Genomic DNA, 21,685 nt, shown 5'->3' with positions numbered 1-21,685 from the left:
CTATTGGGCGTCAGTTGAATTGATCGTTTCTCGGGTTTACCCCGCCGCGAACGCCCTCAATCAGGTATCGCTAGTTGTCCTTGATCAACGCGGCGCGGGCCAGCGTCTGCTCCGCCTGCTTCACGTGGGCGGCGTCGACCAGCACACCGTTGACCCCGACCGCGCCGCGGCCCTTGGCCTCGGCCTCCCGGTAGGCGGCGACATTGGCTTCGGCACGGGCTATCTCGTCCGCGGTCGGCGCGTAGACGCCGTTGGCGACCGCAACCTGGTCGGGGTGGATGGCCCATTTGCCGGTATAGCCGAGCAGGGAGGCGCGTCGCGCGTCGCGCTCATATCCCGCCAGGTCCCGGTAGTCGGGATAGGGCGCGTCGATCGCGTCGATGCCGGCAATGCGCGCCGCCACGATCACCTTGTTGCGGGCGTAAGCCCAGAATTCACCGGGGTATTCGCCGACTGGGACGAAGTTGGTGTCCACCCGCGCACCCTGCGACAGCGAGAAATCGCCGACCCCGAAGATCAACGCGTCCAGCCGCGGGCTGGCCGCGGCGATCTCCTCCGCGTTGGCAAGGCCTTCCACTTCCTCGATGAGAACCTCGAGTCGAATCCGGTTGCTCAGACCAAGTTTCGACTCGAGCTGGGTCAGCAGCACGTCCACCCACCAGACATCGCGCGCCCGGCGGGCCTTGGGGATGATGATCGTGTCGAGGTTCTTCCCGGCCTTGGTGACAACGTCGACGACGTCATCGTGACACCACTGGGTGTCCAGGCCGTTGATCCGGATCGCACGCGCGGTGTGTCCCCAGTCGATGTCATTGAGCGCGGCGATCGCCTTGACGCGCGATTCCTCCTTGTAGGCCGGGGGTACCGCGTCCTCGAGGTCGAGGAACACGAGGTCCGCGCCGCACTTGGCGCCCTTCTCGAACATGTTGTCGTTGCTCGCGGGTACCGCGAGTTCGGAACGACGGAGAAGATCAGTCACCGTGAAGAATTCCTTCCGTCACAACACGCCGCGGGCGCGCAGATCGTCAATCTCGTTGGGAGTCAAGCCGAGTAGCTCGCCGTAGACTTCGGCGTTGTGTTCACCGAGGCGTGGTCCGAGATGGCCGACCGTTCCGGACGCCGCCGAGAAACGCGGGACCGGAGCCTGCACCGTCATCGGTCCGAGCTGTTGGTCCTCGACCGAGATGAACACTTCGCGATGCGCCAGCTGCTCGTCGGCGACCAGATCGCGGATGTCATAGACGGGTGCCGCAGCGACCTCGTGGGCTTCGAAGACCTCCATCGCCTCCGAAAGAGTCTTGGTGGCAACCCATTCCGCGACCACGTCATCGACCTCACGGGCCCGGGCCAGTCGCCGTTGGGGGTCGGAGAAGTCGGGGTCGGACAGTAGGTCGTCTCGGCCGATGGCCCGGAACGCCCGCAGCGCCAGCGCCGGCGAGCTTCCGGACATGGCCAGCCACCGTCCGTCGGCGGTGCGGTAGGTGTTGCGCGGAGCCGAGATGTCCCATCGATTGCCGGCCCGCTCGGGCACCAGGCCCAATTGGTCGTAGCTCAGCAGCGTCTGCTCCAGCAGCCGGGCCAGCGGGTCGATCAGGTTGACGTCGATCAACTGCCCCGGTGCACCGTGCACATCGCGGTGGTACAGCGCCATCATGACCGCGTAGGTGGCGTTCAACGATGCGACGCCGTCGGCCAACATGAACGGCGGCAGCGTGGGCGGCCCGCCGGCCGGGCCGGTGACGTGAGCGAACCCGCTCATCGCCTCGCCGAGCGTGCCGAATCCCGGGCGCTCACTCTTCGGCCCGGTCAACCCGTATCCCGTGATATGCAGCATCACGATCCGGTCGTTGACCGCGCGCAGGCTCTCGTAGTCCAGACCCCATTTGCGCAATGTCTGCGGCCGGGTGTTGAAGATGACGACATCGGCATGCTCGACGAGGCGACGAACCAGTGCCTGGCCTTCGGCGCAGCGCAGATCCAGGGTGATTGATCGCTTGTTGCGCGACAACGACTTCCACATCAGCCCGACCCCGTCGCGCTGATTGCCCCAACCGCGGATCGGATCGCCCTGTCGCGGTTCTTCGACCTTGATCACGTCGGCGCCGAACTCGCCCAGGTAGGTCGCCACCAGTGGGGCGGCCGCCAAAGTGGCAAGGTCGAGCACTCGCACGCCGTCAAGCATTCGCACCGGCGCCCACTCGGGTGTTCGAGGGCCGTTGCAGCCCAAGGTGTCCGCGCAATGTCGAGGACTCGTATTGCGTGCGGAACAGCCCGCGTCGTTGCAGTTCCGGAACTACCATCCGCACAACGTCTTCGAATGCGCCGGGCAGATGCGTTGCCGCCAGGACGAAACCGTCGCAGGATCCGCTTTCGAACCAGTCCGCCATCTGGTCGGCAACTTGCTCGCCGGTGCCGACGAAGCGCGGTCCCTGCAGCAGCGTCGCGCGATGGCCAGCCAGATCGCGGACGGTCACCGTGTCACCACCGATGTGGGTGCGCAGGTTCTGTACCAGCCCCCGAATGCCGGAGACCGATGCGATCAGCTCGTCGGTGACCGGGTCGTCCAGATCGTGTTGCGCGAAGTCGTAATTCATCAACTCCGACAACAACGTCAGTGATGCCATGGGATGAACCAGTTCGTTGAGGAACAAAGCTTCGCGCTCCTTGGCGTGGGCCTCGGACTCGCCCACCACAGCGTAGGCCATCGGGCAGATTCGTACCGTGGCAGGATCACGCCCGGCATCGGCGATGCGGTCTTTCTGGTCCGCGTAGTGGCTGCGCGCGACCTCGATGCCCGGGTCCCCGGTGAAGATCAATTCCGCCCAGCGCGAAGCGAATTCGCGGCCACGACCCGAAGAACCGGCCTGGATGATGACCGGCCTGCCCTGCGGGGTGCGCGGTACGGTCAGCGGTCCGCGCGAGGAGAAGAACTTGCCGACATGTCCGAGTTCGTGCACCTTGGCCGGGTCCGCATACCGCCCGGCCGCCCGGTCGTGCAGGATCGCGCCGTCTTCCCAGGTGTCCCAGAGGCCCGCCACCACGTCCATGAACTCGTCGGCGCGGTCATAGCGTTCGTCATGGCCCAAGTGGGCGTCGATCCCGAAGTTCTGCGCCTCGCTGTCGTTGACCGAGGTGACCACGTTCCAGGCGGCCCGCCCGCCGGACAGGTGATCGAGTGTGGCGAAGGTTCGGGCTACGTGGAACGGCTGATAGTAGGTGGTCGAGTAGGTCGCGCCGAGCCCGATTCGCGAGGTGGCCTGCGCCAGCACCCCGAGCACGATGCTGAGGTCCAATTTGACCGGACGGGCCCCGTAGGCGACCGCGTCGTCCACCGATCCCCCGTACACCCCGGGCATCGCTAGTCGGTCGTCGAAGAACATCAAGTCAAAGCAACCTTCTTCGAGTTGGCGGCCGATCTTGGCGTAGTAGGAAGCGTCGAGGTAGCCGTGTTCGGTCGCGGGGTGTCGCCACGATCCGGCGTAGACGGAAGTACTGCCCGCCTGCATGAAAGCAACGAGGGCCATCTTGTCTTGTCGTCGATCAACCATAGTCGAAATCTAACATCTGATATTTCAGATTTCAAATGCTAGATGTGCGGTTTGATAGCATTCCCCGATGGCTTCGTCTTCCGGGATCGACATCTCCGGCACCGTGCGCGAACGGGCCGCCCGCGAACTCAGGGATCGGATCCTGACCGGCGCCCTGCCCGCCGGCTCGCGGGTCGACCTCGACGCGATCACCGCGGAGTTCGCGACCAGCCGGACCCCGGTCCGCGAGGCGCTGCTGGAGCTCTCGTTCGAAGGGTTGGTCCAGGTCGCGCCGCGCAGTGGCGTCACCGTGATCGGCATCAGTCCCACCGATGTCAAGGACAGCTTCACGATCCTGGGCGTTCTCACCGGACAGGCAGCGGCGTGGGCGGCCGAACGAATCGAGCCCGACGAACTCGCCATGCTGCGCGAAATCGCGGCAGATGTGGTCGCACGCTCCGGTGACGACAGCATCGGCGAGGCCAACTGGCATTTCCACCAAAAGATCCACCGCGCCGCGCACTCGCCGCGGCTGATGACGCAGATTAAGCAGGCTGCACGCGTGGTGCCGAGCAACTTTCTCACCTTGTTCCCCGACCACGAGAAGCATTCGCTCGTCGAGCACCAAGAGCTGCTCGACGCGCTCGGCGACAAGGACGCCGAGCGGGCCCGCACGATCGCCGAACGACACGTCCTGGGTGCCGGGCACTCGCTGGCCGACTGGCTCGAGCAGCGCCGCACCGTCTGAGGCTCACCCGTCACACGCCGCGCGCGCTCGCGGGCGCGCCGCCGGGATATGAGTATTTTCGTGGAGTGACTTCGCCTCTTCGGCCTCCGGTCCCTGCGCGAGTCCCGACGCAGTACTTGCTGTCGCCAGCCGCCCCGAGCCCGCGCACGCTGATCGACATCATTTATGAGACCGCTACGCGCTACCCGGACGCGACGGCGATTGACGACGGCACCGTCCAGCTCACCTACAGCGAGCTGATCAGCGACATCGAGGCCAGCGTGGAATGGCTGGCCGCCCGCGGCATCGGCCGCGGCGACCGGATCGGCATCCGGATGCCGTCGGGCACCTACGCGCTGTATGTGGCGATCTTGGCGACGCTGGCCACCGGCGCGGCGTACGTGCCCGTCGACGCCGACGACCCCGACGAACGCGCCGAATTGGTATTCACCGAGGCCAACGTCGTCGGCGTCATCACCGAAGCGGGCCTGCTGCGGGGCGTCGGCTCATCCCGGGGCTGGCGGGCCACGGCGCCGCTGGCCCGCGACGACGCCTGGATCATCTTCACCTCCGGATCGACCGGCACGCCGAAGGGCGTGGCCGTCAACCACCGCAGCGCCGCCGCGTTCGTCGACGCCGAGGCGCAAATGTTCTTGCAGGACAACCCGATTGGCCCTGGCGACAGAGTTCTTGCCGGGCTGTCGGTGGCTTTCGACGCGTCGTGCGAGGAAATGTGGTTGGCCTGGCGGCACGGCGCCTGCCTGGTTCCCGCGCCGCGCTCGCTGGTGCGCAGCGGAATGGACCTGGGTCCCTGGTTGGTCACCCGCGACGTGACCGTGGTGTCGACGGTGCCCGCGCTGGCCGCGCTGTGGCCCAGCGAGGCGCTGGAAGCGGTGCGGCTGTTGATCTTTGGCGGTGAGGCCTGCCCGCCGGAGCTGGTCGAGCGGCTCGCCGTCGACGGCCGGGAAGTGTGGAACACCTACGGCCCGACCGAGGCCACGGTCGTCGCGTGCGCGGCGAAGATCGACGGCGCCGGGCCGATCAGTATCGGGATGCCGCTGCCGGGCTGGGACCTGGCCGTCGTGGACGCCGACTTTCTGCCGGTCGCCTACGGCGACGTCGGCGAGCTGGTGATCGGCGGCGTCGGGCTGGCCCGCTATCTGGACAAGGACAAAGACGCCGAGAAGTACGCCGCGATGCCTTCGCTGGGCTGGTCACGCGCCTACCGCAGCGGCGATCTGGTGCGCCTGGAACGCGACGGGCTGTATTTCTGCGGCCGAAGCGACGACCAGGTCAAGGTCGGGGGCCGGCGTATCGAGCTGGGCGAGGTCGACTCGGCGCTGGTGCACCTGCCCGGGGTCAGTGGCGGAGCGGCCGCGATTCGCCACACCGCCACCGGCACGCCAGTGCTGGTCGGCTATCTCGTGAGCGCGGACCCGGAATTCGACCTGCGCGAGGCGCGCGCCCGGCTCGCCGAGCAGCTGCCCGCCTCGCTGGTGCCGCGGCTCGTCCGGGTAGACGAGCTGCCCACCCGCACGTCGGGCAAGGTCGACCGCGAGGCGCTGCCGTGGCCGCCGCCGCCGGGTGGCGAATCGGACGAGTCGGCCGATCTGAGCGGCACGACCGGCTGGCTGGCCGGACTGTGGCGGGACTTACTCGGCGCTTTCCAGACCGATCAAGTCGACACTCCGGAGGCGGACTTCTTTGCACTCGGCGGCGGCTCGCTGGCCGCCGCGCAACTCGTCGCCGCCTTGCGGCAGCGGTACCCGCAGGTCACCGTTGCCGACGTGTACGACCACCCCCGGTTGGGCTCGCTCGCCGGGTTCCTCGACGAACTCGAGCCGCCGCCGCAGGTCGCCGAGCGCACGGTCCGGCCGACGCCGTGGCTGACGCGGTTCACGCAGACCCTGCTTGCCGTGCCGTTGGCGACGCTGTCGGCGCTGCCGTGGTTGACGTGGCTGGCGCTGGGCAATAACGTCGCCCGCGCCCTGCACGTGGTGCCGTGGACCGTGGCGGTGAACTGGTGGGTGATCGCGGTGGCGTTCGTCGTGTTCATCACGCCGGTGGGCCGGATGGGCATCACGGTGTTGTGCGCGCGGGTGCTGCTGTCGAAGGTGCGGCCGGGCACCTATCGTCGCGGCGGCTCGGTGCACCTGCGGATCTGGTTCACCGAACGGCTCGCCGAAGCGATCGGCGCCCACAACCTGTCCGGGGCAGCGTGGCTGGTGTACTACGCCCGCGCGCTCGGCGCCAAGATCGGCAGGGGTGTCGACCTGCATTCGCTGCCGCCGGTCACCGGGCTCCTCACGCTTGGACATCGCTGCGCCGTCGAACCCGAAGTGGACCTGTGCGGTCACTGGATTGACGGGGACGCCTTCCACGTCGGCGACATCACGATCGGCAACGACGCGACGGTCGGCGCCCGGACCACGTTGCTGCCCGGCGCCGTCGTCGGCAAGAACGCCGACGTGGCTCCGGGCTCGGGCGTGCTGGACAAGATCAAGAACGGCCAGTACTGGAAGGGCTCGCCGGCGGTGAAGTCCGGCCGGGTCAACCACCCGTGGCCGGACGAACGGCCGCCGCGCAGGACGCGCTGGGTCGCGATGTACGGATTCACGTCGGTCCTGCTCGGCGCCCTGCCGCTGATCGCGGTGGGGACCGGTCTCGCGGTCATCGGGCTGGCCGTCCGCCACACGCACCGCCTGGGGCAGGCCGTGGTTCCGGCGCTGCTCTGGACACCGGTCGCGGCGCTCGCCGCGTTCACGGTCTACGCACTGCTGACGGTGCTCGGGGTAAGGATGCTGTCGCTCGGGTTGCGCGAGGGCTATCACCCGGTGCGCAGTCGAGCCGGCTGGCAGCTATGGGCCACCGAGCGGCTGATGGACGCCGCACGCAACTATCTGTTCCCGCTCTATGCCGGCCTGCTGACCCCGACGTGGCTGCGGCTGCTGGGCGCCGACGTCGGCCACGGCACCGAGATCTCGACGGTGTTGCTGACGCCGAAGTTCACCGTGATCGAGGACGGCGCGTTCTTGGCCGACGACACCATGGTCGCCTCGTACGAACTCGGCGGCGGCTGGATCTACGCGGCGAAAACGACCGTCGGCCGGCGCGCGTTCCTCGGCAATTCCGGTATCACCCAACCGGGCCGCCGGGTCCCCGACGACGGACTGGTGGCGGTGTTGTCGGCCACGCCACCGAAGGCCAAGCGTGGCTCGTCCTGGCTTGGCAGCCCGCCGATGCGGCTGCGTCGTCGCCCGGCCGACGCCGATGCGGCCACGACGTATGACCCGCCGCGGAAGCTGAAGGCGATGCGGGCGGTGGTGGAAACGCTGCGGTTGCTACCGGTGATCGTGTCGGTCGCGATCGGACTGGCCGTGCTGGGCGGATTGCAGGCGCTGGCAAGGATATTCGGCATCTGGTGGGCGGCACTGGGCGGCGGGCTGGTGCTGCTGGCGGCGGGCGCGATCGCCGGTGCAATCACGATCGTCGCGAAATGGCTTCTGGTCGGCCGAATCAGGGCCGGCGAATTTCCGCTGTGGTCGTCGTTCGTGTGGCGCAACGAAGTCGCCGACACGTTCGTCGAAACCGTTGCCGCGCCGTGGTTCGCGCGGGCGGCCAGCGGGACGCCGATCCTGAACCTGTGGCTGCGCGCGCTGGGCGCCCGCATCGGGCGCGGCGTGTGGTGCGAAACCTATTGGCTCCCCGAGGCCGACCTCGTCACCCTGGGCCACGGCTCCACCGTCAACCGCGGCTGCGTGGTGCAGACACACCTGTTCCACGACCGGATCATGCGCATGGACAGCGTCGTGCTGGAACCCGGCGCAACGCTGGGGCCGCATTGCGTTGCGCTACCCGCCGCCCGGCTCGGCGCCGGCTCGACCGTCGGTCCGGCCTCCCTAGTGGTGCGCGGCGACGAGGTGCCGGGATCGACACGCTGGCAAGGAAATCCGATCAAGCCGTGGAATCCCAGCCGCAAGAAGGCGCGCAAGGCCGCCTCGGGCCGTGGCGCCCAGGACACCGCGGCGTGAAAGCTTCCGCTAAGAAAGCGCCGTCGCCCGAAGTGATCGACGAATACCTGCCGAAGAACGGCAACTCCGGCTACCAGGTATCGCGTTACGAGCTGGATCTCGAGTACCGCGTCGCGCTGAACCGACTGTCCGGATCGGCCACGATCACCGCCGTCACGCTTACCGAGTTGCAGCAACTCACGCTCGACTTGTCCAACACGTTGACGGTGTCGAAGGTATCGGTGAACGGCAAACGGGTGGACCAATTCTCCTGCCGCGGCGGAAAATTGCGCATCCGGATGGGCTCAAAGCTTCCGACCGGAGCCGCGTTGTCGATCGTGGTGCGATACGGCGGTTCGCCGAGACCGCTCCGTTCACTGTGGGGCGACGTCGGTTTCGAGGAGTTGACCGACGGCGTGCTGGTCGCCGGGCAGCCCAACGGCGCGGCGTCGTGGTTCCCCTGCAACGACCATCCCAGCGCCAAAGCCGCGTTCCATATTCAGATCAGCACCGAGAGCCGGTACCGGGTGATCGCCAACGGCCAGCTGCTGTCGCGCCGGGTCCGAGCCTCCCGGACGGTGTGGACGTATGAACAGCGTGAGCCCACGTCGACCTACCTCATCACCCTGCAGATCGGCAACTACGAAATGCGGCAGCTGGCCAGGACACCGGTGTCGATACAGGCCGCGGTACCCGAACGGCTACGTCGGGACTTCGACCACGACTTCGCCCGCCAACCCGAGATGATGACGTTGTTCATCGAATTGTTCGGACCGTATCCGCTGGCCAGCGCCTACACAGTGGTTGTCACCGACGATCCGCTGGAAATCCCCCTTGAGGCCCAGGGGATTTCGATCTTCGGTGCCAACCATTGCGACGGAACGCAGTCCAGCGAACGGCTCATCGCCCATGAATTGGCGCATCAGTGGTTCGGTAACTCGGTGACCGCGGGCCGGTGGCGCGATATCTGGCTGCACGAAGGATTCGCGTGTTACGCGGAGTGGCTGTGGTCCGAGCACAGCGGTGGGCCCAGCGCCGACGAACTCGCCCAGCATCACCACGCGCAGCTACGCACTAAGCCACAAGATCTGCTACTCACTGATCCCGGCGCGCGCGACATGTTCGACGACCGCGTCTACAAGCGCGGCGCGTTGACCCTGCATGCGCTGCGGGGCCGGCTGGGCGACGATAATTTCTTTGCACTGCTGAAGGATTGGGCGTCTCGGCATCGCCACGGCACTGCCGTCACCGACGACTTCACCGGGCTGGCAGCCAACTATTCCGACGAAACGCTGCGGCCGCTGTGGGACGCGTGGCTGTACTCGACGGAAGTGCCGTGACCGTTTAGCGAGTGGGCTCAGCCTCCGCCTCCGCCCGGACTTACCGGATTGGTTTGCGTACCAGGCGCCTGCGTCTGGGCCGACGAAGTCGCTGGCGATGTCGCCGGCGTGCCAGCCATATTCCCGCCGCCGCCTCCGCACGCGACCGCCATAACAAGCACTGCCGCAGTACTCAGCAGCGCGAATCCCTTTTTCACAGCGCGAGTGCTCATCGAAACCCCTCCTCATCGTTGAGTCGGTATTCGTCAGCGATACCCGCTATCCGCGAGCGCAATCACGCAGTCTGAAACGGAGGGTCAGCTCAGCGCGGGCAGCACGGTGTCGGTCAGCAGCTGCACCGACTTCCACGCTTCGTCGACGGGCATGCCGCCGACCAGCGGGTGCATCACCAGCGGTCCGTAATTGTCGCTGTCCCGGACTTCGGCAATGAGCTGATCGGGAGTCAGGAACCGGTATCGCCCCGATGCTCTGACCTCATCCAGCGTCTCGACACCGGGCAGGTGCATCAGGGAACGTTGGTCTGTTGACCATTCTCCGTAAGTGACTGCCTCCCAGAGGATGTGCTCCCCGAGCTCAGCCCACGCCCGGTCCGGGTCCTCGTGCAGATAAATCATTCCGCGATTGACTGGCCCGGGCATCAAGATGAATGGCTTGATGCCCGCGGCGGAACACAATTCGCGGTAGTAGGCAGCAATGTCGGGCAGATGGTCGGCCAGGCTGAGCGGCAGCCCGAAACGCGCCGCGCGGCGTGCGGTGGCACGTGCGCCGCCGCCGATATACAGCGGCGGATGCGGCCGGCTCCAGGTGCCGGTACAAATCCCCGCGTCGGACTCGACCCCGGACCAGACTGCCAGCATCCGCTCGACCAGGCTGTCCATCAGCGCGCCCCGCTTACTGAAATCCATTCGGAGCGCTTCGTATTCGACGGTTCGGTAGCCCAACCCCACCGTCGTGTGCAGCCGGCCGCGACTCATGTTGTCAACGAGCGCCATGTCTTCGGCGAGCCGGACCGGGTTCCACAACGGCCCCAGCGCACAGTCCACGCTGGCGATCATGGTCGAGGTGCGCGCGAGGAACATTGCCGCGGCCATGATCGGGTTGCAGCTCCATCCGTGGCCGGTCGCGTGGTGCTCGTCCACGCTCACCGTGGTGATGCCATGGGACTCACCCCATTGCGCCAGTTCGAGAGCGGCCGACAACAGCTTGCTCTGCGTGCGTGGCTCTCCCTGCGGTGAGGCGAAGTTGAAGCGCAGCACCGTCAGTACCATGTCAGGCTCCGTCGGGGGCCGGCGCGGCGATGGACTCAACGAATGCGGCAAAGTCGGGAAACAGCGCGCGGTCGACGATTTCGACCCGGGTGCCAAAGTTGTCCACGTAGTACGCGAACATGCCAAACTCTGACCCCGGTACCTCACCGGTCATTTCGAAGGTGAAACCGTTGCTCTCCAACGCGCGCGCGGTCTCGACGAGGTTGTCGGTGAAATAGCCGACGTGGTGGACGGAATTACCCGGCGCGGCCGTCCATGGGGTTCCGGGAACCTCCTGGACCAGTTCGATGTACGGGCTCTGCACGGAGTAGACGATCGTCGAAGTCAGTTCGCGAACGCCGGCCGTGGTGCGGAAGGGCAATGTATAGCTGAGCGGAGTGATCCACCGGTAGCCGGCCAATGCGCTGAGCCGAGCCGCCGCGGCGTCAAGGTCGGGCACCACGATGCCGGTGTGATAGAAGTCCTTAGGCTGCAAGGCAAATGCCATAGTGATGTCCTTCCCGTGCCGTCAAGAGTTACTCGCTATCTGTCGCGAGAGCCAGGCTCTTTCCCAGAAATTGGTGGTGCTGCCCAGCAGGCTTTCGTGGGCTTCCTTCAGCACTTCGCGCGCCCCGGGATGGTCCGGCTGCGTGCTGGTGACGAGCTCGGCAAGGTGGATGGCGTGCAGCGGGCGGTCATCGGCGAGGTGTGCTCGCGCTCGATCCACAAGCGCGTCGACGCCGGCCAGTTCCACCACGTCGGCGCCGACCGCGTCGAACCCGATGGGATAGAGCTCGGTGGTCGACCGGTGGTGGAACCAGCCCGAATAGTTCTCCCACACCGCCCGCACATCCCAGGAGACTTTTCCATAGCCCTGGCCCACTTCGTATTCCGCGGGCAAGGTGATCTCGCGCATCAGGGTCTGAACATCCTTTCCAGCGTTCATCCCGGCCACGGTCTGGTCGTGAATGTACTCGATGGCGTCGCGCAGCCGGGTGAGCTCGGCGTGGATGCGATCAGCTCCCGCGATCGGTTCGAAGTGACCAGTCACCAGGAGTTCGGGCTGCAGATCGCGTACCCGTTCGACTGACGCGATGGCGGTTAGGGCGTCACGGTAGCGGTCGCCGCGAATCGTGACAAGATTGGGAATGTGTCCGAATATCGGGCCGAAGGTGTTTCCGCACAGACAGATTCGCTCATCGGGCAGCCATATCACCAACGAGTCGGTGGTCTCACCGCCGGGGACTGCGATCAGCTCCAGTCGCCGGCCGCCGACTTCGAGGGTGAGCGTGTCCTCGAAGTCGAGGTCGACGGCGGGAACGCTCTGGCCGGGCAGCCGCGTTGTACCCAGACGACGTTGAATGGCTCGGACGCCGGTCGCCAAGGTGTCCTTGAAAGCGAAGGCGCTGCGGCTGGCGCGGTACGGGATGAGGCGTTCATTGTCGTCTCGCCACTGCGTCCAATTCGCCTGGGCCACAACGGTTGTATCGGAATCACGGACGCTGTCCAGACCGCCGACATGGTCCACGTGGCCCTGGGTGAAGATGATGTAGCGCACCGGCGAGGAGTCGACGGCGTCGAAGTTGGCCCGATGCACCGGGCCCTCGAAGCCCATCCCGGTGTTGACGATCACCCGACCGTCACCGGTGGTCAGCAGGTAGGCATTCGACAGGCCCGGCGAGCACCACAGTCCCGGGGCCATCTGCTCGGCCTGTTCGGCAGTCGCCGGCCGCAGACCATCAGCACCCGGCCTGCTGCGATAGACCGGCTCGAAGTCTTGGCTACCCATCGATGCTCCTCATTCGGGGCGGACGTCGAACCGGTCGAAGTAAAACCCAAAACGCCCGCGCAGTTCGTCGGGCGAGACACCGAAGTGCCGTTGCAAGTCGTAGCGGATACGGCCGTGCTTGCCGCGTGGATTGCCATCCAGGTAGTGCTGGAACCGCTTACGCACCTTAGGCGTCACTTCGACTCCGGCGCGCCGGTAAAGCTCGTCGAGCAACGGCATCTCGTTGCCGTTGAGCTGGTGGAAGTTGATGTCGATGCTGCGTTCGGCCGGCACCAGCTCGCGGTCGCGGACACACGCGCTGAGCAGCCGGTGCACCCGGTCGGTCCAGTAATCCAACAGCCAACCCGGGTCGATGCTCGTCCGGCGCAGCCGATCGGAGTAGGCCATCATCGTGATCGCCGACTGCACGACCGCGACGGGATCGCGGTGGGTGAAGGCGACGGTCGCGTCGGGGAAGGTCGCCATCAGCGGGCCGAGCTGCTCACAGTGCTGGGGACTCTTGAGAATCCAGGTCTGCGGGCCGCGCAAAAAGGTCAGCGCCTGCAAGACCTTCTTCAAGTACGCGTAGTGCCGAGTTTGATCGAGTGCCAGGTAAAAGTCACGCCAATCAGGCACGCGCGCGTGCCATTCCAAGACATAGGAGGCCAGGTCGAGGTCGAGGAGTTCGACTTCCTCCTCGATCGCCTCGGGGAAGCGGTCGTGCATGGCAGCCACCACCGGGGCGCTCGCCATCAGCGCGTCGTGTTCGATCTTGGCTCGCGTGTAGCGGGGATCAAGCCCGAAGATGTCGGGGCCCTGGCGTCGAGCCGGTATCGGATCCTGGCTTTCCCAATACGGCAACGAGCGCCGGCGCTGATCAACCGCAATGAGATTCACCAAATGAGTGGTGCCGGATCGGGGCATCCCGACGACGATGAAGGGCTTCTCGATCGGGATCGACTCGATCTCGGGATACCGCTTGACGAACTCGGTCAGCGACAACCGGTTTCGCAGCAGCCGAATTACCCGTTGCCGCAAGGTCGAGCGGGTCAGCTCCCGCAGGCCGTCGTCGGCTTCGATCGCGGCGACGTGTGCGGTCAGGCGGTCACCAAAACCGTCTGTGTCGTCCAGATCGCCGACACAAGCTTGCTCGACGGCCTCGGCAAGCATCCGATCGATGTCGAACTCGACGCGTTTGGCCTCGGTGAATTCCAGAATCTGACGCTGGACATCGGTCAGCTGCGGCGACGTCAGATCGTCGAAATCGATATCAGTGATGTCGGGGCCCTACAAGTTAGCCAGGTCATCGGGCACGTCGACTTGATGTTCCTGCAGCGCCTCGAGGGGCACGACCTCAAGGGTGCGCTCGTGGGTGGAGGCCAACACCACCGGGGCGGCGCAACCATCCTGGTGAGCCCGAAGCCAATTCAGGGCGGTGACGCACCAGCGGTCGCCGGGCAGCAGCCCGGGAAACCGATACTCGGGAACCGGCGTCAACAAATCATTACCGATGGAGCGCTGATGCTCGAGAAACTCGGCGGTCATCACCGCACAGATCGTGTGACGGCCGATATCCTCGGGCCCGCTCGAGCAACAACCGTCGCGGTAGTAACCGGTGAGGGGCTCGGCGCCGCACGGTTGCAGCTCGCCGCCGAGCACGTTGCGATCGGACATCTCGTTAGTATCGCGCTGTCGGGGCAAAAGTTTGAAGAGGCGTCGCCATCTGCGCCCGGTGAATTTTTGCGGCATGGGCCGGGATGCGGTCTGAGTTGGCCGATAACCGCCATGTCACGAGTTTGCTGTCTTATTGTGAGTGGACCATGGAATCGCCGGGAGCGCCGAACCTCGAATGACGGCCGCAGCGCCATGTCGCACGTGTGGCACCGAGCCTCTGGCGGACGCTCGGTTCTGTCATGGCTGCGGTTCGCCGGTTGCCGAGTCCGAACCACAGGCCGAGTACAAACAAGTCACCGTGCTCTTCGCCGATGTCGTGCATTCGATGGACATCGCGGCAACGGTGGGCCCGGAGCGGCTGCGGGAGATCATGGCCGAACTCGTCAGCCGGTCCGCTGCCGTGGTGCAGCAATATGGCGGCACGGTGGACAAGTTCACCGGCGACGGGATCATGGCGGTGTTCGGTGCGCCCATCGCGCTGGAGGACCACGCCATTCGCGCCTGCCTAGCCGGCCTGGGTGTGCAAGAGCAGGCGAAGCGGCTTGCAGCTGACGTTGCCGGGCGCGACGGAGTCGAGCTGCTGGCACGCGTCGGCCTGAATTCGGGGCAGGTCATCGCCGGTGAGATCGGCTCTGGCCCTTTCGGTTACACCGCCGTCGGTGAACAGGTCGGGATGGCCCAGCGGATGGAGTCGGTCGCTCCGCCGGGTGGCGTGATGCTCAGCGAGTCCACCGCGCGACTGGTTGGCGCCGCTGCGGTACTGGGTGAACGCCAGCTGCTGCACATCAAGGGCGGCACGGAACCGGTGCCCGCGCAGTTGTTGCTCGAGGTTGGTACGCAAGCCGACCAGAGCGGCCGGTCGGACACGGCACTGGTCGGACGCCAATGGGAGCTGAGCGCCGTGGCCGCCGTGTTGGATCGCGCGGCAGGCGGCCAGGGGTGTGTCGTGGGTGTGGCGGGGCCCGCGGGCATTGGCAAGAGCCGGCTGGTTCAAGAGACCGTCGCGCTGGCCCGCCCTCGGGGGGTAGAGGTCTTTGGGACTTTTTGCGAATCCCATACCAGCGATGTCCCGTTTCACGTGATGGCCCGGCTGCTGCGGGAGTCCAGCCGGTTGACCGAACTCGACGATGAGGCGGCGCGCGCACGGGTAGCCGGCCGGTTCACGCAGACCGGAGACGACGATCTGCTCCTGCTGTATGACTTGATGGGGATCCGGGACCCCGACACCGCGGTGCCGAACATCGACCCCGACGCGCGGCGGCGGCGACTGACAGCGCTGATCAATTCGATGTCGCTGGCCAGCACCACACCGGCGCTCTACGTGATCGAAGACATCCATTGGATCGACGGCGTAAGCGAGTCGATGTTCGTCGACTTGATGAGCGTCATCCCGCAGACCCACTCGGTGGTGCTACTTACCTACCGCCCCGAATACCGTGGACCGCTGGCTCATCTGGCCGGAGCGCAAACGGTTTCGCTTGCGCCGCTCAGTCATTCGGAAACCAACGCGCTGCTCGACGACCTGTTGGGAACAGATCCGTCGGCCGCTGCGATCAGCGACCTCATTGCTGGACATGCTGCCGGCAACCCTTTCTTCGCTCAGGAAATGGTGCGCGAGCTTGCTGACCGCGGCGTCCTGGAAGGTGAACGCGGACAATACATCTGCAGGACGGACGTGAGTGAGATCAGCGTCCCGGCCACACTGCAGGCAACGATCGCCGCCCGCATCGATCGCCTCGACCCCGCAGCGAAGCAAACCATCAATGCGGCGGCGGTGATAGGGTCGCGGTTTACCGCAGACCTGCTCACCGCGCTGGGAATCGATCCTGCTCTGGATGACCTGATCCGGGCTGAGTTGATCGATCAGGTGCGGTTCACGCCAGACGCCGAATACGCCTTCCGTCATCCGGTGATCCGCAGCGTGTCCTACGAATCACAACTGAAATCCGCTCGTGCACAACTCCATCGGCGCCTGGCCGCTTCAATCGAGTCTCGTGACCCGGCCTCGGCCGAGGAGAACGCCGCCTTGATTGCCGAGCATTTCCAGTCCGCGGACGACCTGCACGCCGCCTACGACTGGCATATGCGGGCTGCGGCGTGGTCGCTCGAGCGCGATGTCGCCGCGTCGCGGATCAGCTGGCGACGCGCACTCCTGGCGGCCGATGCACTGCCCGCCGACGACGAAGACCGCGTCCGTATGCGCATTGCCCCGCGCACCATGCTTTGTGGCACGTCCTGGCGAGGCACACCAGAAGCTACTTCCGATAGATTCGAAGAACTGCGCGAACTGTGCACTCAAGCCGACGACAAGACCTCGCTCGCCATCGCGATGACCGGCATGGTGTCGGAGCACTATCTGTACGCACGTATCAAAGAAGCGTCCCGGCTGGCCTCCGAGCAGATGGCGCTGATCGAGTCGATCGGGGATCCCGCGCTGACGGTCGGTGCCGCTTTCTCGGCGATCTCCGTCAAAGCGCAATGCGGCGAGATGGCCGACGCATTGCGATGGGCTCAGACGGCCATCGATTGGGCGGCCGGTGACCCCGCAAAGGGCGGCCCGGTGGTGAGTTCGCCGCTGGCGATGGCATTGGCGTTTCGCGGTAACGCGCGCTCTTGGTTCGGCCGTCCGGGATGGCGCAGTGACTTCGACGAGGCTCTAGCCATCGCCCGCAATGCCGACCCGTGGACGTTGGCCTTCGTCACCGCGTGGGTCTACGGCAACGGGATCCTCACCGGCGTCCTGCGCGTTGACGACACCGCGCTCAACAACCTTGAACGGGCGCTGCGGGTCGCCGAGGCATCGGGTGACGACACCGTTCTCGGCACCGTGAAAAACGTGCTGGGCTCCGTGCTGTTTTACCGAGCCAGCGCATCGGATCGGCAGCGCAGGCTCGACCTGGTCTCGCAGGTCCGCGACATGTCCCTGAACCTTCGGTTCCCGAGGTCAGAGCTGGCATTGATGGAGCTATATCTGGCAAATGAGAAAGCCCGCGATGGCGACTACGTTGGCCTACCGCAAATGCGGAAATCCGTGGACACCTTGTTCGACAACGGGCAATACATGTACGCGATCGGGAGCACCGCTCTTCTGACTGAAGCGCTGCTGAATCGCGGCGCCGAGGGCGACCTCGCCGAAGCCGAGGCTGCGGTCGAGCGGCTGGCGGCGATTCCCGCCGACGAATGGGCCGCGTGCGAGATGACGGTGCTGCGGCTGCGCACGATGCTGGCCATGGCTCACAGAGACGAGGCAAGTTACCGCGAACTCCGGGATCGCTACCGCACGCAAGCCACCGCGCTGGGCTTTGAGGGACATATACAGTGGGCCGCATCGATGCCCGACTGAGATTCCGCGTACGGCCCTCAACACAGGAGTCAACTCAAGCCAATGTCGACGCCGAACCCACCCGGCCAGCCGCCTGAGGGTTGGCAGCCGCCCGATTACATACCGCCGCAAGGCCCCCCGATGCCTCCGCCGTCGGGCTACCCGGGATACCCACCGCAACCCGGTTATCCGCCGCCCCAGCCTTACCCCGGTTACGGCGGCTATCCGGGAAACGCGATTGTTCCCCAAGCGCCGTTTGGGCGCGATCCCGCCACGGGGCTACCTCTGTCCGACAAGTCCGCCACGACGGCCGGGTTGTTGCAGCTGTTTTTTGGGATGTTCGGCATCGGTCGCTTCTACATCGACTCGACCCAGATTGCGATTGCGCAGTTTTTGCTGGGTCTGTCCGGGCTCGTCTTCACCCTGTTCTGCCTTGTCGGGTTTCCGTTCCTGCTGGGCAGCATCATCTGGGCCATCGTCGACGCGATCCTGATGTTCACTGGCAGCGTTAAAGACAACCACGGCCGCAAGTTACGCTGAAGCCGCCAGATCACGATCAGGTCACAATTCCCAACCTCATATCATTGCGAACGGCGCGTCGGACCGCCCGGATGGCCTGGAAAAATTAATGTCACTTCGTGAACCGCCGAATGGCCATGAAGTTGCCGCTGATGCTGGCAGCGGGCACGGCCTTGGCCAAAATGCCTAGCGCCACTGCGGAAGCCGGCCGGTGGTCGGCAGACCGTGCCAAGACTTGGTATCAAGCCCAAGGCTGGCTTGTCGGCGCGAATTACATCACCTCGACCGCCATCAATCAGCTCGAGATGTTTCAGCCGGGGACTTTCGACCCGCAGCGCATCGATGGCGAGCTGGGCGTCGCCCGGACAAACGGGTTCAACACCATGCGGGTCTTCCTCCACGATCAGTTGTGGGCCCAGGATCGCCAGGGCTTCCAAAGCCGTCTCGGCCAGTTCGTCGGAATCGCGGCGCACCATGGCATTAAGCCACTTTTCGTCTTGTTCGACTCCTGTTGGGACCCGCTCCCCAAGTCCGGTCCGCAGCACGCGCCGGTACCCGGAGTGCACAACTCCGGGTGGGTGCAAAGCCCGGGTGCCGAACGCCTCGGCGACCCCCGCTATGTCCCCGTCATGCAGGACTACGTCACCGGAGTGTTGAGCCAATTCCGCAACGACGACCGGGTTTTGGGTTGGGATCTGTGGAACGAACCCGACAATCCCGCGAAGGAGTATCGCAAGGTCGAGCGCCCAGACAAGCTGCAGCATGTCGCCGACCTGCTTCCCCAGGTGTTCCGGTGGGCGCGCACGGTTGATCCTGCTCAGCCGTTGACAAGCGGTGTGTGGCAAGGATCCTGGGGAGACCCGTCAAGCCGTAGCGCCATCAGCGCCATCCAACTCGACAATGCCGACGTGATCACCTTCCACAGCTACGGCAAGCCGGCCGAGTTCGAGGGCCGGATCAACGAACTGGCGCCGATGGGGCGGCCGATCCTCTGCACCGAGTACATGGCTCGGTCTCAAGGCAGCACCATCGAGGGGATCCTGCCAATTGCCAAGCGCCACAACGTTGGTGCTTTCAACTGGGGCTTGGTGGCCGGGAAGACCCAAACCTACTTTCCCTGGGATTCGTGGAATCACCCGTACACCGCGCCGCCGAAAGTGTGGTTCCACGACTTGGTGCTACCCGATGGACGGCCGTATCGGAATGGCGAAATGCAAACTGTTCGCGGGCTGACCGGCGGGATGGGCTAACCCAATTTCAGGACGAGTGCTTGACGCTAGCTATCACCGGATAGTCGCCGCGAGGTTCTGCGCGACCTCGCGTTGCCAAAACTCATTGGCATGGTTGGTGGCGACCTCGATCTCGAAGCGGTCGGTCATCTCTGCGGTGACGTCGGCGACGTCGACGTAGAACTGCGCGTACCAACGCCGGTGCTGATACACCGCGCCGTCCTCCTCGGTGAGCAACGGATTCTCGATGCGCGTCTTGTGCTTCCAGATCTCGACGTCTTCGAGGAAACCCTCGCCGAACGTCCGGCTCATCGTGGCGGCAAGCTTGGCCGCCTTGCTCGCCGGTAGGCCGGGGACTTCCTGAACCGCCACGCCCCACTGCAACACGAATGAGTCGTGGGTGACCGGGTAGTGACAATTGATCAGCGCCACTTCGATCGTGAAATCCGGGGCTACGTCGTTGTGCAGCCAGTTGATCATGTAGGCGGGGCCGAAATACGTTGCCTCCGAGCGGAGTTTCGATCCCTCCCAGAGATTCTCGTAGTTCGCCGTGGTATCGGGACGGGCCTTCGACTCCATGAGCTGGGTCGCCGTGTGGCCCTCGATGATGTTCTTGAAGAACGTCGGGTACGCGTGGTGGATGTAGAAGAAGTGGGCCATGTCGACGTTGTTGTCGACGATCTCCCGGCAGTGCGACCCCTCAATGAGGATCGAGCTCCAGGACCACGGCGACCATTGTCCTTCGGCATACCCGTCGATCGTCGGCGGGAGGATATCGGTGGCGGGCGCCGACCCCTCGGGATCGTGCCAGACCAGCAGTTGCCCGTTGACCTCCCCGGTCGGCCAACGCCGGGTCCGCGCCAATCGGGGCGTGCGCTTGGCATACGGCACCAGCGAGCAGCGACCGGTCGAGCCCTGCCAACGCCAATCGTGGAACGGGCACGCCAGCGAATCGCCTTTGACGGTCCCTTGGGACAGATCGCCACCCATGTGGCGGCAATACGCGTCGAGGACGTGCAGCCCGCCGTCCGAGTCGGCGAACACCACGAGGCGAGAGCCAAACGCGTTGATGGCGTGAGGACTTCCGTCACGGAAGTCCTCTGCCAGGCCTATACAGTGCCACCCGCGAGCGAAGCGCGTCATGGGTGCGCCGGTGTCGATGTCCCGGACGTCGTTGATGCTTGCGACCACGGCGATTCCTCCTCAGCTGGTTTCCGTCAAGCGCCGCACGGTGGCCAGGTATTCCTCGATCATGTCGAGGACCACCTCCCGCGAACGTTTCACCTTGTTGATCGACCCGATGATCTGCCCCGCCGGGGAACCCGACAGCGCGCTCGACCGCGCGCGCATGAACCGGGCAGAGGCATCCGCATACACGATGCCTTGCAACGGCATTGGCAGTGGATCGGGGTTGTCGGGGCCGTCCCAGGCCTCGGTCCAGTCGGTGCGGATCTGACGGGCCGGCTTGCCGGTCATCGCGCGCGAACGCACTGTGTCGCTGTACCCGGCCTTGAGTAGGTTGTCGACGACCCAGGGTTCGGTGGCCGCCTCGGCGACCGTCAGCCACAACGAACCGGTCCAGGCCCCTTGGGCGCCAAGGGCCATCGCGGCGGCCATCTGCCGGCCGTTGCCGATTCCTCCGGCAGCCAGCACCGGGATGTCCGCGCCGACCTCGTCCACGACCGCGGGTACCAGAACCATGGTGGCGATCTCGCCGGTGTGTCCCCCGGCCTCGCCACCCTGGGCGATAATCACATCCACGCCCGCATCGACATTGCGCCGAGCGTGGCGCGGCGCGCCGCTCAATGCGCCTACCAGGACGCCCTTTTCGTGCGCGGCCTCGATCGCGTAGGCCGGCGGCGGGCCTAGTGCGTTGACGATCATCGACACCGGATGACGCAGCGCGACCTCTACCTGGCCCGGCCCTTCCGCCTCGACCCCGAGACCGGCCGCGATCACCCGCCGCTCGGCGTCCTCCGGTAGCGGCGGCACGCCATGATTGCTCAGCACCTTTTCCATGTGTTCGGTGTGGCCGGGCGGGATGAGTTCACGCAACGCATCGAGGCTGTAGGGCTCACCCTTGCCGACGAACTTCTCCGGCATCGCGAAGTCCACGCCGTACGGCCGGCCACCGACATGCTCGTCGATCCAGGACAGTTCGACCTCGAGGCGCTCGGCGTTGTAGGCCAGCGCGCCCAGCACCCCGTATCCGCCGGCCTTGCTGACCTCCGCGACGACGTCGCGGCAGTGCGAGAACGCGAATAACGGGAACTCGATACCGAGCCGCTCCACCAGGGAATTCGCCATTTATCGGTCTCCTCG

16 protein-coding genes are annotated in these 21,685 nt (G+C 65.6%); 6 read left to right on the top strand and 10 right to left on the bottom strand.

What is annotated here, in order from left to right; all coding sequences use genetic code 11:
* Nucleotides 1-70 precede the first annotated feature (70 nt).
* The 3 genes from ACTXG5_RS07325 to ACTXG5_RS07315 are packed head-to-tail and all read right to left on the bottom strand — an operon-like array spanning nucleotide 71 to nucleotide 3,548.
* Nucleotides 71-979 (bottom strand): HpcH/HpaI aldolase/citrate lyase family protein, encoded by a 909-nt coding sequence (locus ACTXG5_RS07325; RefSeq protein WP_445163048.1) that lies wholly within the window; start codon nucleotides 977-979, stop codon nucleotides 71-73.
* An 18-nt stretch (nucleotides 980-997) separates the two neighbouring features.
* Nucleotides 998-2,182, bottom strand: a complete 1,185-nt coding sequence (locus tag ACTXG5_RS07320) for a CaiB/BaiF CoA transferase family protein (protein ID WP_445164301.1) — start codon at nucleotides 2,180-2,182, stop codon at nucleotides 998-1,000.
* A complete protein-coding gene (locus ACTXG5_RS07315; protein WP_445163047.1) occupies nucleotides 2,175-3,548 on the bottom strand; it encodes an LLM class flavin-dependent oxidoreductase in 1,374 nt (457 codons plus the stop codon). The genes ACTXG5_RS07320 and ACTXG5_RS07315 overlap by 8 nt, the downstream gene beginning before the upstream one ends.
* Before the next feature lie 67 nt (nucleotides 3,549-3,615).
* Here ACTXG5_RS07315 and ACTXG5_RS07310 point away from each other — a divergent pair, with 67 nt between their 5' ends.
* From ACTXG5_RS07310 to ACTXG5_RS07300, 3 genes are all read left to right on the top strand, one after another.
* Nucleotides 3,616-4,275: a GntR family transcriptional regulator gene (locus ACTXG5_RS07310; protein WP_445163046.1), complete on the top strand. Its 660-nt coding sequence runs from the start codon at nucleotides 3,616-3,618 to the stop codon at nucleotides 4,273-4,275.
* Nucleotides 4,276-4,340: 65 nt separating this feature from the next.
* Nucleotides 4,341-8,285 carry a Pls/PosA family non-ribosomal peptide synthetase gene (locus ACTXG5_RS07305; protein WP_445163045.1) on the top strand — a complete coding sequence of 1,315 codons (3,945 nt, stop codon included), beginning with the start codon at nucleotides 4,341-4,343 and terminating at the stop codon, nucleotides 8,283-8,285.
* On the top strand, nucleotides 8,282-9,604 hold the full coding sequence (locus ACTXG5_RS07300; protein ID WP_445163044.1) for a M1 family metallopeptidase: 1,323 nt from the start codon (nucleotides 8,282-8,284) through the stop codon (nucleotides 9,602-9,604). Before ACTXG5_RS07305 ends, ACTXG5_RS07300 begins: the two co-directional genes overlap by 4 nt.
* A gap of 296 nt (nucleotides 9,605-9,900) precedes the next feature.
* Here the strand turns inward: ACTXG5_RS07300 and ACTXG5_RS07295 are convergent, their stop codons facing one another.
* Genes ACTXG5_RS07295 through ACTXG5_RS07275 form a run of 5 tightly spaced genes read right to left on the bottom strand, consistent with a single transcriptional unit; the run spans nucleotide 9,901 to nucleotide 14,293 of the window.
* Nucleotides 9,901-10,872: an LLM class flavin-dependent oxidoreductase gene (locus ACTXG5_RS07295; protein WP_445163043.1), complete on the bottom strand. Its 972-nt coding sequence runs from the start codon at nucleotides 10,870-10,872 to the stop codon at nucleotides 9,901-9,903.
* A gap of 1 nt (nucleotide 10,873) precedes the next feature.
* Nucleotides 10,874-11,359, bottom strand: a complete 486-nt coding sequence (locus ACTXG5_RS07290) for a VOC family protein (RefSeq protein WP_445163042.1) — start codon at nucleotides 11,357-11,359, stop codon at nucleotides 10,874-10,876.
* A gap of 21 nt (nucleotides 11,360-11,380) precedes the next feature.
* On the bottom strand, nucleotides 11,381-12,640 hold the full coding sequence (locus ACTXG5_RS07285) for an MBL fold metallo-hydrolase (protein WP_445163041.1): 1,260 nt from the start codon (nucleotides 12,638-12,640) through the stop codon (nucleotides 11,381-11,383).
* Between the two features lie 9 nt (nucleotides 12,641-12,649).
* Nucleotides 12,650-13,897: a sulfotransferase family protein gene (locus ACTXG5_RS07280; RefSeq protein WP_445164300.1), complete on the bottom strand. Its 1,248-nt coding sequence runs from the start codon at nucleotides 13,895-13,897 to the stop codon at nucleotides 12,650-12,652.
* A gap of 9 nt (nucleotides 13,898-13,906) precedes the next feature.
* Entirely contained in the window at nucleotides 13,907-14,293 is a 387-nt protein-coding gene (locus tag ACTXG5_RS07275) for a DUF2237 family protein (protein ID WP_445163040.1), read from the bottom strand.
* Between the two features lie 175 nt (nucleotides 14,294-14,468).
* On the opposite strand from ACTXG5_RS07275, the gene ACTXG5_RS07270 reads away from it, so the two are divergent.
* From ACTXG5_RS07270 to ACTXG5_RS07260, 3 genes are all read left to right on the top strand, one after another.
* Entirely contained in the window at nucleotides 14,469-17,636 is a 3,168-nt protein-coding gene (locus ACTXG5_RS07270) for an ATP-binding protein (RefSeq protein WP_445163039.1), read from the top strand.
* 42 nt (nucleotides 17,637-17,678) lie between these two features.
* Nucleotides 17,679-18,155 carry a TM2 domain-containing protein gene (locus ACTXG5_RS07265; RefSeq protein ID WP_445163038.1) on the top strand — a complete coding sequence of 159 codons (477 nt, stop codon included), beginning with the start codon at nucleotides 17,679-17,681 and terminating at the stop codon, nucleotides 18,153-18,155.
* Between the two features lie 98 nt (nucleotides 18,156-18,253).
* Nucleotides 18,254-19,384, top strand: coding sequence for a 1,4-beta-xylanase (locus tag ACTXG5_RS07260; protein ID WP_445163037.1), 1,131 nt, complete (start codon nucleotides 18,254-18,256; stop codon nucleotides 19,382-19,384).
* Between the two features lie 33 nt (nucleotides 19,385-19,417).
* Here the strand turns inward: ACTXG5_RS07260 and ACTXG5_RS07255 are convergent, their stop codons facing one another.
* Nucleotides 19,418-20,506 carry a Rieske 2Fe-2S domain-containing protein gene (locus ACTXG5_RS07255; RefSeq protein WP_445164299.1) on the bottom strand — a complete coding sequence of 363 codons (1,089 nt, stop codon included), beginning with the start codon at nucleotides 20,504-20,506 and terminating at the stop codon, nucleotides 19,418-19,420.
* Between the two features lie 60 nt (nucleotides 20,507-20,566).
* Nucleotides 20,567-21,670: a nitronate monooxygenase gene (locus ACTXG5_RS07250; RefSeq protein WP_445163036.1), complete on the bottom strand. Its 1,104-nt coding sequence runs from the start codon at nucleotides 21,668-21,670 to the stop codon at nucleotides 20,567-20,569.
* Nucleotides 21,671-21,685: the final 15 nt, after the last annotated feature.

The sequence above is a fragment of the Mycobacterium sp. Dal123C01 genome, assembly GCF_052566995.1.
The sequence above is the reverse complement of the archived record's forward strand: the minus strand, read 5'-3'. Positions and strand labels throughout refer to the sequence as shown.